This is a genomic window from Herpetosiphon geysericola, from assembly GCF_001306135.1.
GTDB classification, from domain to species: domain Bacteria; phylum Chloroflexota; class Chloroflexia; order Chloroflexales; family Herpetosiphonaceae; genus Herpetosiphon; species Herpetosiphon geysericola.
Genome location: NZ_LGKP01000022.1, coordinates 1 through 17344, shown reverse-complemented (window position 1 = coordinate 17344; position 17344 = coordinate 1). Strand labels below are relative to the sequence as shown.

General features: G+C 48.8%; 16 protein-coding genes. 9 read left to right on the top strand and 7 right to left on the bottom strand.

Going from position 1 to position 17344, the window contains the following annotated elements:
• Positions 1-62: 62 nt before the first annotated feature.
• Positions 63-1139, bottom strand: a complete 1077-nt coding sequence (locus SE18_RS12930; protein ID WP_054534887.1) for a hypothetical protein — start codon at positions 1137-1139, stop codon at positions 63-65.
• A gap of 175 nt (positions 1140-1314) precedes the next feature.
• Positions 1315-3228: a S8 family peptidase gene (locus SE18_RS12925; protein WP_054534886.1), complete on the bottom strand. Its 1914-nt coding sequence runs from the start codon at positions 3226-3228 to the stop codon at positions 1315-1317.
• A 296-nt stretch (positions 3229-3524) separates the two neighbouring features.
• Between SE18_RS12925 and SE18_RS12920 the strand changes: the two genes are divergently transcribed.
• The 9 genes from SE18_RS12920 to hemL all read left to right on the top strand — a co-directional run bounded on the left by SE18_RS12920 (position 3525) and on the right by hemL (position 13205).
• The gene (locus tag SE18_RS12920; RefSeq protein WP_054534885.1) at positions 3525-4148 is read left to right on the top strand and encodes a MerR family transcriptional regulator; all 624 of its coding nucleotides are present in this window, start codon (positions 3525-3527) and stop codon (positions 4146-4148) included.
• Positions 4149-4241: 93 nt separating this feature from the next.
• The gene (gene hemA / locus SE18_RS12915) at positions 4242-5489 is read left to right on the top strand and encodes a glutamyl-tRNA reductase (protein WP_054534884.1); all 1248 of its coding nucleotides are present in this window, start codon (positions 4242-4244) and stop codon (positions 5487-5489) included.
• A 47-nt stretch (positions 5490-5536) separates the two neighbouring features.
• A complete protein-coding gene (locus SE18_RS12910) occupies positions 5537-6235 on the top strand; it encodes a chlorite dismutase family protein (protein WP_054534883.1) in 699 nt (232 codons plus the stop codon).
• A 97-nt stretch (positions 6236-6332) separates the two neighbouring features.
• Positions 6333-7358, top strand: coding sequence for a uroporphyrinogen decarboxylase (gene hemE, locus SE18_RS12905; protein WP_054534882.1), 1026 nt, complete (start codon positions 6333-6335; stop codon positions 7356-7358).
• A 260-nt stretch (positions 7359-7618) separates the two neighbouring features.
• Entirely contained in the window at positions 7619-8536 is a 918-nt protein-coding gene (gene hemH, locus SE18_RS12900; RefSeq protein WP_054534881.1) for a ferrochelatase, read from the top strand.
• 296 nt (positions 8537-8832) lie between these two features.
• Positions 8833-9735 carry a hydroxymethylbilane synthase gene (gene hemC / locus SE18_RS12895; RefSeq protein ID WP_054534880.1) on the top strand — a complete coding sequence of 301 codons (903 nt, stop codon included), beginning with the start codon at positions 8833-8835 and terminating at the stop codon, positions 9733-9735.
• A gap of 159 nt (positions 9736-9894) precedes the next feature.
• A complete protein-coding gene (locus tag SE18_RS12890) occupies positions 9895-10695 on the top strand; it encodes a uroporphyrinogen-III synthase (protein WP_054534879.1) in 801 nt (266 codons plus the stop codon).
• Complete coding sequence (gene hemB / locus SE18_RS12885) at positions 10692-11699, top strand: porphobilinogen synthase (protein WP_054534878.1); 1008 nt, start codon at positions 10692-10694, stop codon at positions 11697-11699. The genes SE18_RS12890 and hemB overlap by 4 nt, the downstream gene beginning before the upstream one ends.
• Before the next feature lie 201 nt (positions 11700-11900).
• Complete coding sequence (gene hemL, locus SE18_RS12880; RefSeq protein WP_054534877.1) at positions 11901-13205, top strand: glutamate-1-semialdehyde 2,1-aminomutase; 1305 nt, start codon at positions 11901-11903, stop codon at positions 13203-13205.
• 45 nt (positions 13206-13250) lie between these two features.
• Here hemL and SE18_RS12875 read toward each other — a convergent pair whose 3' ends face one another.
• From SE18_RS12875 to SE18_RS27180, 5 genes are all read right to left on the bottom strand, one after another.
• Positions 13251-14078, bottom strand: coding sequence for a hypothetical protein (locus tag SE18_RS12875; RefSeq protein WP_054534876.1), 828 nt, complete (start codon positions 14076-14078; stop codon positions 13251-13253).
• Positions 14079-14094: 16 nt separating this feature from the next.
• The gene (locus SE18_RS12870) at positions 14095-15054 is read right to left on the bottom strand and encodes an endonuclease/exonuclease/phosphatase family protein (RefSeq protein ID WP_054534875.1); all 960 of its coding nucleotides are present in this window, start codon (positions 15052-15054) and stop codon (positions 14095-14097) included.
• A gap of 171 nt (positions 15055-15225) precedes the next feature.
• Positions 15226-15498, bottom strand: a complete 273-nt coding sequence (locus tag SE18_RS12865; protein ID WP_054534874.1) for a hypothetical protein — start codon at positions 15496-15498, stop codon at positions 15226-15228.
• Between the two features lie 245 nt (positions 15499-15743).
• Complete coding sequence (locus tag SE18_RS12860; protein ID WP_054534873.1) at positions 15744-16595, bottom strand: hypothetical protein; 852 nt, start codon at positions 16593-16595, stop codon at positions 15744-15746.
• 305 nt (positions 16596-16900) lie between these two features.
• Entirely contained in the window at positions 16901-17143 is a 243-nt protein-coding gene (locus SE18_RS27180) for a hypothetical protein (protein WP_152976644.1), read from the bottom strand.
• Positions 17144-17344: the final 201 nt, after the last annotated feature.

Below are 17344 nucleotides of genomic sequence, written 5' to 3'. Positions count from 1 at the left end.
GCTGATTGCTACAAGCAATCAACTGGGATTCTAAACCAACCAGGCAGTTCAATCAACTAAACTTATTGGGTAATCGTGAAGTAAACGACTGCAGCGTGGCCACTTGATACACCTTGCATGGTAAATTGCCATGTACCAGGGTAGAGACCGCGGGTGTTGAATGGAAGGCCATTGATTGCACCTTGTGGTCCAATATTCAAAGTGTCTGCTGTTCCAACGTTAATCCCATCTGGATCAGTAAACCAGAAGCCAACATCTTCATTTGCTTGGAAACCATACAAATCGAAGCTGAAGACAGTTCCAGCAGGGCCACATTTGGCTGGGCTGATCCGGGCTGAAACGGGATCAGGCGTGCTAGCACAAGGATCAGTTGGGGTTGGGCTTGGCGCTGGAGTTGGAGTTGGGCTTGGAATCGGCGCTGGGGTTGGGGTTGGCATTGGTTGGCTGCGGCCATCAATGATTTCTTTGCCCAACAAGCCCAAAAGCACCTTAAACTCATCAGGGTTGCTTGGGTGCCATTCGAGACGAGCACGCTCGAACCATTGGGTTACCACGGTATCGCCGTTGGCGTTGGTTTCGGTTTGGGCGCTGGTCAAGGGCAAACCAAACAATTGCAACGAACGAGCATAGGTATCCAAGCCATCGATCTTCAAACCATGCGATTGCCAGTAGCTCTTGAAGCCCAAGTCGCCTGCTTGATTACAGACATTGTGGCCAGTTTCTTCAAACCACAAACAGCCATCAACTGGACCAGCTTCGCGTGGCTCGACTTGGCGATTCAATTGGGCAAGCCGTTCTTTGCCCAACAAACCTAGCAAGACTTCATAGGGCGTACCAGCATTTTCTGGGTGCAACTCAAAGCGATTGCGTTCGAGCCATTGGGTCAAGTAGCTTTGCTGGGTATCAGGATTAACTTCATTAGCAGCAGCGGTGATTGGATAGCCAAATACTGGCAAGCCACCATTGCCATTCCAATAGGTCAGGAATGTATCGCTGAGACAGTTGGTGATGCCGGGGACATCAAAGCATTGGGTATCAAGCTTGATTGGTTCGGCAGCGACGGTTGAGCGAGGTTGAACAGAGAGGGTAACCACTGCAAGGGCTGCAGTCACGATTCCTAAAATCCGACGTAAAACCACAAAGTCCTCCAAATATGCTGCTCTCGGCAGCCTAAAACCTACTTAACGCAACTCTTCATCAAGTTGTATGCCATTGGCAGTTGTTCTCTCACAACCGAATCGAGTGGCGTTTCCCATGGATGAGATGCTGAAGCCAGCCCAAGAGATCTGCTGGCTTCAGCCATTATAAGCTACTTTAGCGCCAATTACGATTGTTGGCGTATTCTTTGGCCAGCAAACCAAGCAGCACACCGCTACCTTCGTGATACTCGAAGCGCCCGCGTTCAAACCACTGGGTAGTGACGGTTGCGCCATCGCGGTTGGTTTCGGTGGTTGGCTCAGATAATGGCAAACCAAACAATTGTAAGCTGCGATCATATTTGCTCAAAGCAGGATCATTCAACCCATTGTTTTCCCAATATTTGCGGAACTCGCCACAAACTTTGTGTTGGGTTTGCTCAAAGTAGAGACAGCTAGCTTCTGGTTGGCCTTTGGGAAAATTAAACCAATCATCGCCGCGATCGCGCAAGACTGAATCACCTAAGCGACCCAACAATACATTGTATGGGGCAGCTTTTTCAGGGTGAAACTCAAAACGTTGGCGCTCGAAATATTGCACTGTAAACGAGCCTTCAGGGGTTTGTTCGGTAAATTCTTCGCTAATTGGGTAGCCGAATACAGCCAAACCGCCGTTGCGATCCCAATAGTTTTTGAATTCACCACGCAAATTATGGCCGGTTTCAGGGAAGTATACTTCACCAACTGGAGCTGGCAACGGTGGCGCACCAACGGGCACAAACGCAGGATTGCCTGGTTGTGGCTCTGGAGTTGGTGGCTGTGGAGCTGGCGGGGTTGGTGGCTGTGGTTGTGGTTCACCAGGAATGGTGCGCAACACAGCGTTTTGCACGGTCTTGTAGGTATCAAGCCGCCCATACCCGCTATACACATCCTTGCCAGGAGTCAGAATATCAACTGCGCTGCCAGTAATCAATTTTTCAATTTGATCAACGGTCAATTCAGGCCAAACGCTCAAGGCGAGCGCAGCCGTACCAGCTACAAACGGACAAGCAGGCGAAGTACCGCTACCAATTTCGTAGCCATCACGAGCCAAGGCTGTACTGGCAATATTTACGCCTGGAGCGGCAATATCAACATAATTGCCATATGAGGAGAAACTTGCAACTTTATCTTGGGTATTGGTGGCCCCAACCGCAATCACATGGTCGAAGGCCGCAGGATAGATCGTTGGATTGCCTTGGTTGCCTGAGTTGCCAGCTGAAGCAAACAGCGGAATATTTTTGTTATAAATATAATTGACAGCATCTTGTTCTGCTTGCACAGCCCGAGGGCCACCCAAGCTCATGCTAATAATCCGCGCCCCATTATCAGCAGCCCAATACATGCCTTCAATAATATCGGCTGCGGTGCCTTCGCCATCGCTGTTGAGCACTTTTACTGGCAAGATCTGACAGTTCCAGCAAACCCCAGCCACGCCTTGACCATTATTGGTTACGGCGGCGGCAATCCCTGCCATAGCTGTACCGTGGCCTTCATCATCTTGGCTATTGGCATTATTTTCTAAGGCGTTATAGCCAGGCAATACGTGCCCTGCCAAATCGGGGTGGGTTACTGAAACCCCAGTATCAATAATTGCAATCACTAAGCCATTACCTTGGGTCATATCCCAAGCGCCATTGGCGCCAATTTTAGGTAAGCCCCATTGTTCTGAATAATATTCATCGTTGGGGTCGACGAGTGTTTTGCGCACTGCGTTGTATTCAGCATAGCGCACTGCTGGATTTTTGAGCAATTGGGCGATTTTGGCATCGCCATTGCTGCCAGCAGGCAGTTTCAGCATGGCAACTTGGCCAACGCCATCAAGCTGGTTGGTTGCCAATAATGGGCCAATGCCTAGCCCATTTTTTAAAGCCTTCGAACCCTCAAAGAATGCACCATTCGCACTGACGCGATAGCCATCATTAAACGTTACCAAAATCTCATCGGCAATAATCTGATCATCGAAGGATGCTGCTTGGGCTGGGCGTTGAATCAATGGCATGAATCCAAACGCTAACAGCAACAGCAACCCCATGCGAACGGTTCGTTGCATACGGTGCCTCACTCATTTCAGTTAAAAGTGGGGAGAGTCGGTTCTCCTCTACAAGGGTCTATTATACCAGCAGGCCTGCCAAATCGACAATATGCCAAATTTATAGCCCCTACTAGTACTCCGCTCATCCCAATTGCTGAGAGCCTTACGCGCTACTTAGCCCAAGGTTGCAACAATTGTTAGCAAGGGTGATGTGTCGTTAATTGCGTGTTTTGTCAACTAGACACTCAAGCGGCTTTTAGATACAATACCAGTGATAGATTTTCAATGGTAGATTTGGTAGATTTTATAGATTCATGACAGAATTAAGCATCGACATCGATCCTGAATGGATCTCACTGAGCGAGGCCAGCGATTTGCTGGGGGTTGCGCCTTCAACGGTTCGTCGTTGGGGCGATGCTGGTTTAGTGCCAACCAAACGCACGCTTGGCGGCCATCGCCGTTTTCAGCGGGCAGCAGTTGAACGCATGGTCAATCAGCAACAGCCTGATCATCAGCCAGTGCCCGAATTGGGCCAAACCCGCCATTGGCATCTTGATACGCGCGAGTTGATGGGCCAAGGCTGGCATGCCCGCTTTGACACCAACCCAACCACCGAGCGCATGCGTGGCTTAGGCCAGCGCTTGTTTGGGATGTTGATGCAATATGTCAACAGCAATGAGCTTGATGAGCGGATTTTGGCTGAAGCCAAGGCGGTCGGGGCCACCTATGGGCGCGAAGCCCGCGAAATGGGGGTTTCGATGCACGATACGGTTGAGGCCTTTCTGTTTTTTCGGCGGGCGTTTGCCCAGTTGGCCAAGCCACAATCGACCCGTCCAATCGATGTGGCAACCGTCGTAGAACTGCGGACACGCCTCGATTTGTTTATGGATGCAACGCTGCTCGGAACAATCGAAGGTTTTGAACAAGCAGGCTCGTAAGTGCAAAGTCATAGAGCATCGATTCACGTTCTAGCGTTTTATGATGATTGCGCTCGATGCAACTAGCGCTTTGCTTTTTACTGGGAGTTTACTGTGCAACTGGTGGTTGTGGGGGCACATCAACGCACGGCCCCAATTTCAATTCGCGAGCGAATCGCCTTTGCCGAGGCCGATTTAGCTCAAGCCCTAAATACCCTTGGCCAAATTGCCGTTGAGGGCTTTATCCTTTCAACCTGCAATCGGGTTGAATTGTATGCGCTGGTGGCCGAGGCTGATGGCGGGCGTTCGTTGCGCCAATTTTTAGCCCAGCAACGTTTCATCGATCTTGATGAATTGATGCCCCATTTGTATACCTATATTGATGACGATGCAGTGCGCCACCTGTTTCGGGTGGCTTCGGGCTTAGATTCAATGGCATTGGGCGAGGCTCAAATTTTAAGCCAAATCAAAACTGCCTATAACGCCGCTCAGCAAACCGAGCTGTTGGGCACAACCATGCATCGCTTGATTCAGGCAGCGCTGACCACCGGCAAGCTGGTGCGCACTGAAACTCAATTAGCTCATGCTCAATTATCAGTGGTTTCAGTTGGCCTTAGCCTAGCGCGCCAACACATCGAGCTTAGCAATCGGTCGGTGGTAATTATTGGGGCTGGCCGCACTGGCGAGTTGGCACTCAAGCACTATCTCGAACATACCAGCAACATCACCGTGCTCAGCCGCACCTTTGAACGCGCCGCCCGTTTGGCTGAGCATCATAAGGTTGTTGCCAAACCGATGAGCGAACTGATGGCAACCTTACAAGCAAGCGATGTGGTGATTAGCTGTACTTCATCTCCTGAGTTGATGCTTGATTTGGAACAGGCCCAAGCCTTGCAAGCGCAACGTCAATGCCCATGGGTATTGCTCGATTTGGCAGTGCCTCGCGATATTGATCGCCATATTGGCGCGCTGGCCGATGTGTGGCTCTACGATGTCGACGATATGCAGGCAATCTGCGAGCGCAATCGCGCCAGCAAAGCAGCAGAAGTTGCCGGAGCAGAAACAATCGTCGAACGCGAATTGGTCAAATGGCAGGAGTGGTGGTCAACCCAAGCTGTCTTGCCAACGATTCGCGCCTTACGCGCCCATGCCGAAGCAATTCGGCTGGCCGAGCTTGAACGAGCTTTGGCACGCTTGGATCTTTCCGAGCAAGAACAGGCTGCGGTTTCCGCCTTGACCAGCGCAATTGTCAATAAATTATTACATCAGCCGATGCGAGCGATTAAAGATACTGCTGCCAGCCCACAGCTGGCACACGCCGCACAGCAATTGTTTCGCCTCGATTTTGAGGCAATCGCATAAGCTTCAGATGGTTAGGGCCATCACTGTTATAAAGGATTTAAACTTCCATGGAAGACGTTAAATTGCCAAATTCAACCGAAGGCCAATTGTTTGTTCAATATACCACTTTCAAGGCTGCACCAGAATGGCGACGCTTGCCAGCAGCAGCCCGCGAAGACTTGCGCGAACAGTTTGCCCAAGTGGTCGAAGAGGCCTATCCTTCAATTGTGACCTATGCGTATAGCACGATTGGCTTCAAGCTCAATTCCGATTTGTTGCTGTGGCGCAAAGGCACTTCGCCAATTGCGATGCAAGAGATGACCAGCCGCTTGTTGCAAACTGGCATCGGCGCCTATTTTGAGCAAACCAACCTCTACTATGGCTTTACCCGTACTTCCAATTACACCAAGCGCCCAACTACCCAAGAGCAAGCGATCGACCTCGAAGATCGTGAACCATATTTGATTGTTTATCCCTTCAGCAAAACCAAAGAATGGTATCTGATGAGCCGCGATGCCCGCCAAGGCATGATGAATGAGCACATTCGGGTTGGTCACGAGTATGCAGATGTGCGCCAAGTGTTGCTCTACACCACTGGCATCGATGACCATGAATTTATCGTGGCCTACGAAACCGATAGCTTGCCCCGCTTTGAAGAATTGGTAATTGCGCTGCGCTCGACCGAAGCTCGCCGCTATACGCTCAACGACACGCCAATTATCACCGGGGTCAATCGGCCAATTCGCGAAGCCTTGGCAATGATTTAGTGGGTAAGCCGAGTCAGCGTTGGCGCGCAATGCGCAATGCTGGCTCGGCTTTGTGAATGCAACGATTCATCAACCATCAAAGGATAGAACACAAATTATGCAAGATCGATTTTTACGGGCTTGTCGCCGTGAAGCTGTGGATACGACCCCAGTTTGGTTTATGCGACAGGCAGGCCGTGCGCTGCCCGAATATCGCGCCATCCGCGAGCAATATGGCTTTATGGATATTTGCTATCAGCCAGAATTATGTGCTGAAGTAACCTTGCAGCCAGTGCGCCGCTTGGGCGTTGATGCAGCGATTATGTTTGCCGATATTATGACTCCGCTGATTGCCACTGGTGTGGGCGTTGATTTGGTCGAAAGCATCGGCCCCGTAGTTGCCAACCCGATTCGCACGATGGCCGATGTCAGCAGAATTCGCCCAATCGAGCCAGAAGTTGATGTGCCCTACATTAGCAAATCGATTCATTTGCTCAAAGCAGAGTTGGGCCAAACTCCGTTAATTGGCTTTGCTGGCGCACCCTTTACCTTGGCAGCCTACTTGGTCGAAGGTAAAGGCTCGAAGAATTTTCTGAATACCAAAGCCATGATGTATGGCAGCCCCAACGTGTGGCATGCGCTCATGGAACGCTTGGCAGACCTAACGATTAGCTATTTGCGAGTGAAACTTGCAGCTGGGGTTGATGCTTTGCAGCTATTCGATAGCTGGGTTGGTTGTTTAAGCCCCCACGATTATGCAACCTTTGTGCAGCCCTACACCGCGCGCATTCTCAAAACCTTGCGTGAAGAAACCAATATTCCATTGATTCACTTTGGCACCAACACAACCAATTTGTTGCCATTGATGCGCAACGATGGTGGCTCGGTTCTCGGGGCCGATTGGCGGATTCCAATCGACGAAGCTTGGCAATTAATCGGTGATGACAAAGCGATCCAAGGCAATCTTGACCCTGCTGTATTGCTCGGGCCTTGGGAATATGTGCGCGAACAAGCAGCCGATATTTTGCGCCGGATCGACGGTCGGCCAGGCCACATTTTCAACCTTGGCCATGGCATTCACCCACAAACTCCGGTTGCCAATCTCGAACGTTTAGTAGCGTTTATTCACGAACAGAGAGCATAGAACAGAGAGCATAGGGGTCGGGAGCTAGGGATCGGTCATTTGCATAAGAACATAATCCCAGAAATCTGTGGCTAAAGTGCTCTTTGCAGTTTCAAGCCTTCGTAATCGTGCTTTAACGCAGAGACGCAGAGCACGAAAGAATGAAGGATGAGGGATGAATTGTAAGGCTTTGGAAAGAGAAACCTTCGCGATCTTCGTGATCTTCGCGGTTTTAAGCCTTCGGGTTTCTTTGTGGATCATTAACAGATAAGAGGTAATCCATGTCAGCCGAAACAGCGGTCTTGCTGATGGCGTATGGCACGCCCAACGCTATCGATGAAGTTGAGCAATACTACATCAATGTGCGTGGTGGCCGCATGCCAACGCCTGAGCAAGTCGAAAATCTTTCAGCTCGCTATCGGGCGGTTGGGGGCCATACTCCATTGACGACCCTAACCAAATCGGTAACCGACCAACTGCAAGCCCAACTTGATGCAGAATTTCCTGACCAATACCAAGTGTATTTTGGCATGAAATATTGGCATCCATTAATTCCCGATGTGGTTAAGCAAATTCATGCTGATGGCATTAGCAAAGTGATTGGGCTGGCGCTCGCCCCCCATTATTCCAAAATCAGCATTGGCGGCTATCAAAAACAAGTTGATCGCGCCAACGAAGAATTTAACACCAACATCGAATTGCAGATGATCAATAGCTGGCAGGAACAGCCAAAATTTCGCAATTTGATTGCCAGTCGCATCAGCGAAGCCCTGGCATTATTTCCCGCCGACGTGCGCGATCAGGTAACGGTGCTGTTTAGCGCCCACAGCTTGCCGCAACGAGTGCTGGCTTGGGGCGATCCCTATCCTGAGGAGTTGTTGGGCAGCGCCAAAGGCATCGCCGAAATGCTCGAATTGCATGATTGGCGTTTTACCTACCAAAGCCAAGGCGAAACCGGTGAGCCATGGCTTGGGCCCGATGTGCTCGATACCTTGGCCGAACTGGCTGCTGAAGGCAAAAAGTATGTGCTACAAGTGCCGTTTGGCTTTGTCTGCGATCACCTCGAAATTCTCTACGATATTGATATCGAGGGCAAACACAAAGCCAATGAACTAGGCTTGCAACTTGAGCGCATTCGCTTGCTCAACGATGATCCTGCCTTTGTCGATTTGCTCAAAACCGTTGTGACTGGCCAATAAAAAGAGCCAGGGATTAGGGTTCAGGGTTCAGCAACCGCGAAGATTGCGAAGGATCAGTTGCGGCTGAAAACCTCTGATTCTCAGGTTCATCGGGAGTATCCTACCAAGCCCAAATTGTCCTTGAGGGGGTGCAGGGGGATTAAAGCCCCCTGCGTCTCCCGCTGGCGGGACGGAAGGGTGGAGAACCGAGGGGCCAGCGGTCAGGGATCAGGGATCAGGCTCCGGCAACTGCTGATCAACAAGCAGGCTTCAAGGCCTACATTAAGTATTCGCTTACGCTAGCAAGAATGAACAGCATGAATAGATTAACCATTGGAACCCGCAAAAGCCAATTGGCCTTGGTGCAAACTCACGCCATGCGCGACGCCTTGTTGGCAGCGCATCCGCACTTGACGATTGAGCTTGAGCATATCACGACCAAAGGCGATGCGATTTTGGATCGCCCATTGGCGGCGATTGGCGATAAAGGCCTGTTTGTCAGCGAAATTGAGGATGCCATGCGCAGTGGCAAGGTCGATTTGGCAGTGCACAGCGCCAAAGATCTACCTTCAATTTTGGCTCCCGACATGACGATTGCTGCTTACCCAGAGCGTGCCGACCCACGCGATGTCTTGGTTGGAGCAGAAGGCCGCACGCTGGCAGATTTAGCCCATGGGGCAAAAGTTGGCACTAGCAGCCCACGCCGCGCCGCGCAATTGCGTAACTTACGCCCCGATCTCACAATTATCGATATTCGCGGCAATGTTGATACGCGGCTACGCAAGCTCGACGAAGGCCAATACGAGGCGATTGTGTTGGCAGCAGCAGGCTTGCAACGCTTAGGATTATTGGATCGCGTAACCCAATTTTTCGACCCCTACGAAATGACTCCGGCGGTCTCGCAGGGCATTTTGGGCATCGAAGCCAGAGCGAGCGATCAACGGGTGGCCGAGTTGCTCAAGGTGCTCGATCACGCTGAATCGCGAGCGACTGCTGAAGCCGAAAAAGCATTTTTGGCCACGATTGGTGGTGGTTGCCAAGTTGCAGTTGGCGCGTTTGCCACCTATAGAGCTGGTCAATTGCACTTAATCGGCATGATTGGCGCGCTTGATGGTCGCTTAGTCCGTGGCGAATTAACTGGCGCGGCGAGCGAAGCCCAAACACTTGGAGCCAATTTAGCCCAGCAATTACTTGATCAAGGTGGGCGTGATTTACTCTAAATCGGTGGTGATTTGCAGCGCTTTTGGCATAGCCGATTACGCTTGAATTTCGGCCATGCAAGCCATAATCTTGTATACTACCAAGGCCGACAATTGATTAATTGCAGATTGAATAGCCGCCCATAGCCATGTGCTAGCAACAGATTGTGGATTGCAACGATGACGATGCGCACACCTTTAGCGGGCAAGCGAATTGTATTGACCCGCGCCCGTGAACAGATGACCGAGTTCGCTCAACTCTTAGAAGCTAATGGAGCTGAAGTTCTATATTGTTCGGCAATTCAAACCTTGCCACCAGATGATTGGCAGGCCTTTGATCGGGCACTGAGCCAAATCGAACGCTTTGATTGGTTGCTTGCCACCAGCACCAATGCAGTTCGCGCCGTGTTCGAGCGCTATGGCGTTTTGGGCTTGCCATGCAATGCCTTAGATCAATTGAAAATTGCAGCAATTGGCAAAGCAACAGCCAAACTTTTGACCGATTTTGGCCATGCGCCCGATTTTGTGCCCCATGCCTATGTTGCTGAGCAATTTTTGGCCGAATTTCAAGACGTTGCAGGCCAACGGATCTTTTTGCCGCAGGCTGATATTGCCCGCCCACTGTTGCGCGAGTCATTAACTGCGCGGGGCGCTGAAGTCACGGCGTTGGTCGCCTATCGAACTGTGCCTGATCCACAGGTGGTTGAATTGGCTGAGCTGCTGCGCCAACAACACGTTGATGTCGTAACCTTCACCTCAAGCTCAACCGTGCGCTACACCATCGAGGCCTTGCATGCGGCAGGCATGCGCAATTCGCAAGAATTTTTGAACCAAACCATTATTGCAAGCATCGGCCCAATCACCAGCCAAACCGCGCTTGATTTGGGCTTGCATGTTGATATTGAGGCAGCGGAACATTCAACTCAAGGCTTAGTCGAAGCTCTGGTTGAGTGGGCCAACGCCGAAAAGGAACTGGCATGAGTAAATTTGAAGCTGGGCCAATCCCCAATCGGCGTTTACGTCGTGGGCGACGCAACACAACCCTCCGGCGCATGGTGCGCGAAACCCAATTAACTGTCGATAACTTAATTGCCCCGTTGTTTATTGTTGAAGGCCAGAACATTCGCAAGCCAATTAGCTCGATGCCTGGCCAATTTCAACTTTCGCTCGATCAGCTTGGTGCTGAAATCGACGAATTGGTCGCAGCCCAAATTCCTTCGGTGTTGTTGTTTGGCATTCCCTTGCACAAAGATGCCCAAGGGAGCGCAGCCTGGGATGCAAATGGCCCTGTGCCCAGCGCAATTCGAGCAATCAAGCAACAAGCGCCGCATTTGGTGGTCATTGCCGATGTGTGTATGTGCGAATATACCGACCATGGCCATTGTGGTATTTTGACCAGCGGCGAGCCAGAAACAATCACAGTTGATAATGACCCAACCTTAGAATTATTAGCCCGCGCTTCGGTTGCCTATGCAGAAGCAGGCGCTGATGTGGTTGCGCCAAGCGCCATGATGGATGGCCAAATTGCCGCAATTCGCCATGGCCTTGACCAAGCAGGCTATCACGACACGATTATTCTGTCGTATGCTGCCAAATTTGCCTCAGCATTCTATGGCCCGTTCCGCGAAGCAGCCGAATCAACGCCCCAATTTGGCGACCGCCGCTCCTACCAAATGGATGCGGCCAATGCGCGCGAGGCGATCGCCGAAGTTGCGCTCGATGTGGCCGAGGGTGCCGATTGGCTGATGGTCAAGCCAGCAGGAGCCTATTTGGATATTATTCGCGCAGTCTACGATGAATTTAATCTGCCCTTGGCTGCCTACCAAGTCAGTGGCGAATACGCGATGATCAAAGCTGCCGCCGCCAATGGCTGGATCGACGAGCAACGAGTGGCACTCGAAAGCTTGTTGGCAATTCGACGCGCTGGCGCAACAATGATCATCACCTACTATGCCAAAGATGCCGCAAAGTGGTTAAATAGCTAGGGATGCAGAGCATAGAACATAAGATTGGGGATCAGCTGTTGGGGATTAGGGATTGGATTGAGCGCAGCAGGTAGACCATAGAACATAGAGCATAGAACATACAAACATCCTTCGTGCTCTTCGTGTTCTTCGTGGTTAAAATCTCGTGGCTTCGTGATTTCAAAACCGATCCCCAGCCCCGATCCCCGATCCCCAAGACATATGGAGATACAAAACGTGATCAATGATGCTTCCAGCGCGGCTTTTGAACGCGCCCAAGCACTTTTACCAGGCGGAGTTAATAGCCCAGTGCGGGCTTTTCGCGGCGTTGGCGGCGTGCCACGCTTTATCGATCGGGGCGCAGGAGCCTATCTCTACGACATTGATGGCAATCAATATATCGATTATGTCTTGTCGTGGGGACCGTTGATTCTTGGTCATGCCTATCCAGCGGTCGTTGAGGCAATTTGTGCCCAAGCTCAACGTGGCACAAGCTTTGGCGCACCAACCGAGCTTGAAAGCGAATTGGCCGAGTTGGTGATTGCTGCCGTGCCCAGTGTTGAGATGGTGCGCTTTGTTTCGTCGGGTACTGAAGCTACAATGAGCGCAATTCGCTTGGCGCGGGCTTACACCCAACGCGAGAAAATTATCAAATTCGAGGGTTGCTATCATGGCCATGCCGATCCATTTTTGGTTCAAGCAGGCTCGGGCGTGGCGACACTTGGCTTGCCCGATAGCCCAGGCGTGTTGAAAAGCGCCACCAGCAACACATTAACCGCGCCATTCAACGATCTTGATGCAGTCGAAGCCTTGTTTAAAGCCAATGCTGGTCAAGTTGCCGCTTTGGTAATCGAACCAGTCGCAGGCAATATGGGCTTTGTGCTACCACGCGAAGGCTATCTTGTAGGCTTGCGCCAACTCTGCGATCAGCATGGCGCGTTATTAATTTTCGACGAAGTGATGACGGGCTTTCGTGTAGCCTACGGTGGAGCACAAGCCTATTTCAACGTGATGCCCGATTTGACCTGTTTGGGCAAGGTGGTTGGTGGTGGTTTGCCAGCAGCAGCCTATGGGGGGCGGCGTGAAATTATGCAAATGGTCGCGCCAGCAGGCAACATGTATCAAGCAGGCACGCTTTCGGGCAACCCATTGGCGATGGTTGCGGGTATTCAAACGCTGCGCGAAATTGCCAAGCCCGAAGTTTTCGAGCGCTTGACTGGCGTAACCTCGACGCTCTGCCAAGGCTTTTGGAAGGCTGCTTTCAAAAATAGCATTCCCTTCCAAGCCCACAAAGCAGGCAGCATGTGGGGCTTCTTCTTCGCTGGCGATGAAGTTTACGATTTCACGTCGGCCAAACGGGCGGATACGGTCATGTTCGGCAAATTCTTCCATGCCATGCTTGAACAGGGCGTGTATCTTGCGCCATCGCAATTCGAGGCCGCCTTTGTCTCAACTGCGCATAGCGATGAATTGGTGGCCCAAACTATCAAAGCTGCCCAAGCGGCCTTTGCCAGCATTCGCAGCTAAAATAAGCAGCAGCGCCAGTTGAAATTAAGCTGGCGCTGCATTCCCTCAATTGGTCAAATACCAATAAGCTCCTGTAAGCACTACCATCAAAGCCACCGAAACCAACACAAATGGCAAACGGTAGGGCTGGGCTGATGCGACTGTTGGCACAAACATCTGATCGTGCTGCTCGCGCTGATTATGCTCAATTGCCCGTAGATTTTGCGAAAATTGGGCAAACAGCAAATATATCCAACCATACATTAATAGCATGATTATAAATAATAACAATAAATCCAGCATAGCATTATCTGAAATATTTCGATCAATCGCCCTTAATAGGATACGAAAACCAATAACACAGGCAACAAATGAGCCAAAAATTGGCATCCTAGTTTTTGAGCTTAATAGTGGCAAAAATCTGCTTATTAATGTAATTGGCTTTGGATTATATTGATAGTATATCGATTTTAAATATGGAATATTATGATTAAACGGTATCTTATATTGTTCAGCTTTGTGTTGCATATATTGTACAATTTCAATAATATGTTGACGTTTCAACATTGAAACAGGAATTTCAAACATTTGAGTTTGAGTAATTGCTCGCAGTAGATAGAGGCCATTTCCATACTGCATATCTTCAATTGCGATAATATCATTCCAATTAATCTTTTTCCCTAGGACAATCGAATCAATCTGCATATAATTATCAGCTGTAACAAAACACCATTTATACGACAACCCTATAAAGCCAATTGGCATTAACGCGAGGATAAAGCAAATCGTTGCATCAAAAAATTTTTGCTCATTGATCAAGACAATTGTTGCCGCAACCAAAATAACCACAAATGGAATTGCATACTTTGTAGCAGCAGATTTATAAACCGTCATCCCTGTACTCCTCAAACTATTCGGTTGAACGCTGCAAATCGGCGACGACAAAACCATGATCCGACAAATTAGCCGTGCCAGTCCATGCTCGCAAGGGCTGCCAATGCAGGTTGGGCATAATATAATCCAAACGCACTGCCTTGGGAATAGTATAGTTGCTTGGAAAGGTATAGCCCAAGCCCCAACCTTTTTGCTGGTAGGCATCGCCAAGTTGTTGGCGCAAACGCAAATAATTGGGCTGGCGTTCGGTCGTATTCAAATCGCCTGCCAAAATCAAGGGCTGGCTCTGATCGGCAATCAATTTTAGCAACTGATCAAAGGTTGGGTCTTGTTGGGTTTTGGTATAAACGCCCTTGAAACTGGCCAACGGAATATGCGGATGAGTGTTGATCAAGCGGGTTGGGCCGCTTGGGGTGGCAATTTCCAAATATTGGCAGCCACAACTATCAACGCCACGCGCCACTGGAGCCAATTCGGTCACTGGCCAACGGCTCAGCGTCGCCAAACCACCAGCCCCCGAATGCGGATTAAGCGCCGCATAGGGATACAAATCGGCCAAGGCTTCGGGCAGTTGCGGGTCAAGTTGAAAATTATATTCCTGCAATACCACAATATCTGCTTGTTGCGTGCGAATTGTAGCCACCAAGCCAGCAATATCGCGGGTATCGTAATAGACATTCCAAGTCATAATCCGCACGTCCTGCGGAGTTGGATTAGTAGATTGGGGCCACCAACGCCCGCCATAAATGCCCAAAACCACTAATAAATTCAAGCCAACCAACAGCAACAAGCGACCACGACGGGCAAGGCTTGCGAAAAGTGCGATTGGCAACAAACTCGCATACACCCAAGCATCAAAAACTAACAGCAACATACCTTGCGGCGTGGTTGCTAATTCTGTCCAGCGCAATAGCGACCACAAACTGCATGGCAATACCCCAAGCCACGCCAAAGCGACCAAGCCACGTTTGATCATCACAGAAACTCCCTTACTCTACCAATTGAAGCAATGTGATTTGAGCAGCTCAAAATCAACACCAAACCATAGCATGGCGAGCAGCAATTTGCCAAACACACAGGTGCATAACCAAGCTTTTTGCTCTATACGACGAGGTTAAAACGTCAATCAATCAGCACATTCGGTTAATTAATCTTCACTGCCAATTAAAAATTCTTCCCGCTCGAAGCTAAATTGATTTCTACCTGTATGCTTATAAAATTGTTTGCGTAATTTAATATTGTATTGTTGACAGTATTGATACAACTTTTGCTCAATTGCAATGCAATACGTTGGATTAAAGAGCATACCAGAGATTCCTGCTTCAATAATTGTGCCATTATTATAAATAAATTTGAATTTCAAATAATTTGCAGATTGAGGTATTGATTGCTCATGATAATTGTACGATTCAATCGTCACTAATCGCATCCATTGCCATTGGATCGTCACTATCTTTACTAATGAACGAAACCGAATATATTCAGCATCAATCGTGATAAATGATCGTTTTTGTAGATAAAATAGATACAAACATAATATTGTAATAAATCCTATAAATATTACAAAACTTGATATTCCATTAATTAATAGAATTAGCGTAATGCTAAGTAAAACCACAGCAACGATCAATGGAAAATAGATAGTTTTTCGTTGTTTATACATTATTAAATACCTAAAAAGTGGTAGTAGATTGAGATACCTATTAGAATCACCAAATACAATACGAACAATCGCCCAAATAGCATTTTATTAACTAGCTTGGGTACATATAATTGCTGCACTTGCGAATGGAGTAATACTTCAGGTTGGTTGATGGCATTAGGTAGCAGCGCCAAACTCAATTTGAACGCTTGATAGAATACAAAAGCTGCTAATCCAAACACAAAAGGCAATTGAGAGAAAGCCAGATAGCCAAGCGTCCCGATTAAAAGCAGCAAGCCGAACCGACACAAAGCAGCGGGAATTTTAGTTAATGGTGGCTGATGCAAGCGGAGCATTTTTTGCCACAGGCTTAACCGCTCAGGGTAAATCGTTGGATAAAGCACAGTTTCAATCGTTTTGGTGGGAATTGAATACAGCTGGTGATAGTGAGCTAACTTGGTTTTAAATAATTCTCTCTGTTGCTCAGTAAAGCGTGTATGCACAATCATTGATTGCTTGGCATCAGAAAAGCGCATTTGATATTTGCCCGCCAGATAGCGTAAATCGCGATCCATAAATTTTGGCTCTGCTGGCTCTGCAACCAATTCAAGCGCGTGGAGTTTATCCCAAGCAAACGTGTAATCAGCGCGATAGGTTTGGATACGAATACCCTGATCGTTCAAATAGACATGTTGCCAGGTTAATAAACCAAAACGCACAAATATCAACAAATACCAGCCAAGAAAACAGAGCTTTGCCCAAAACGCAAAATGACTCAAAGCTCCTAGGCCAAACATTAAGCCCAGAGGCCAAACCAAGCTAACCAAGATTAGTAAGCGCCGTGAAACGCGCAAGTGAATAATTGATGAATTCATGGAAGTTCTCGTTTCTCTCAATGATCGAGGATTCAAAATTTAGGCTAAGCATAGCCAAATTTCACAGTTTATGAGCATAATTGAATGACTTGCACTTGATAATCATCACGCAGAATGTCTTCAATCTCAGTCCAATCACTATCAGTTGCATTAACAATTGGCGGATGTTCAGGATGCGCCAAACCACTTCTAATTATTGGATCTTCCTTGTTCTACAGATTGAGGCCTAGATTTGGCCGATCGAAATCAACGCCAAACCATAGCATGATTAGCTGCGATTCACCAAACACTTAGGTGCATATTATTTATTCCAAAGTGGGTCTACGTTTTCTAGGTTTTTGTTCAATTATTGGAGAGCTTTCATCAAAAATAGGTCTAGGCTTTCTACCGCGTGATTGCTTAATTGCAGGCTCTTCGGTTGATTTAGGGCATAATTGAATGACTTGCACTTGATAATCATCACGCAGAATGTCTTCAATCTCAGTCCAATCACTATCAGTTGCATTAACAATTGGCGGATGTTCAGGATGGGTTAAAGCGACTGCCACAAACATCCGATCTGATACATTAAATTCATCAAATTCAATATGCTTCCCATACGGGAATTCAACAAATGTTTTTTTAGGCTCTGTCTGATAATTCAGGATACTGGTGTGGATGGGGCAAGGAGCCGAACCACGCGTTGAATCATGGCCAGATGGACGAATCCGAGATAGTTGAGCGCCAGTTTCTCAAATCGTGTAGCGACC

Bases quoted from the DNA above. Each gene is read 5' to 3' on its own strand.
- SE18_RS12925 (WP_054534886.1), bottom strand. From the start codon at position 3,228: ATGCAACGAACCGTTCGCATGGGGTTGCTGTTGCTGTTAGCGTTTGGA.
- SE18_RS12920 (WP_054534885.1), top strand. From the start codon at position 3,525: ATGACAGAATTAAGCATCGACATCGATCCTGAATGGATCTCACTGAGC.
- SE18_RS12910 (WP_054534883.1), top strand. From the start codon at position 5,537: ATGGAAGACGTTAAATTGCCAAATTCAACCGAAGGCCAATTGTTTGTT.
- hemE (WP_054534882.1), top strand. From the start codon at position 6,333: ATGCAAGATCGATTTTTACGGGCTTGTCGCCGTGAAGCTGTGGATACG.
- hemH (WP_054534881.1), top strand. From the start codon at position 7,619: ATGTCAGCCGAAACAGCGGTCTTGCTGATGGCGTATGGCACGCCCAAC.
- hemC (WP_054534880.1), top strand. From the start codon at position 8,833: ATGAATAGATTAACCATTGGAACCCGCAAAAGCCAATTGGCCTTGGTG.
- SE18_RS12890 (WP_054534879.1), top strand. From the start codon at position 9,895: ATGACGATGCGCACACCTTTAGCGGGCAAGCGAATTGTATTGACCCGC.
- hemB (WP_054534878.1), top strand. From the start codon at position 10,692: ATGAGTAAATTTGAAGCTGGGCCAATCCCCAATCGGCGTTTACGTCGT.
- hemL (WP_054534877.1), top strand. From the start codon at position 11,901: ATGGAGATACAAAACGTGATCAATGATGCTTCCAGCGCGGCTTTTGAA.
- SE18_RS12875 (WP_054534876.1), bottom strand. From the start codon at position 14,078: ATGACGGTTTATAAATCTGCTGCTACAAAGTATGCAATTCCATTTGTG.
- SE18_RS12870 (WP_054534875.1), bottom strand. From the start codon at position 15,054: ATGATCAAACGTGGCTTGGTCGCTTTGGCGTGGCTTGGGGTATTGCCA.
- SE18_RS12860 (WP_054534873.1), bottom strand. From the start codon at position 16,595: ATGAATTCATCAATTATTCACTTGCGCGTTTCACGGCGCTTACTAATC.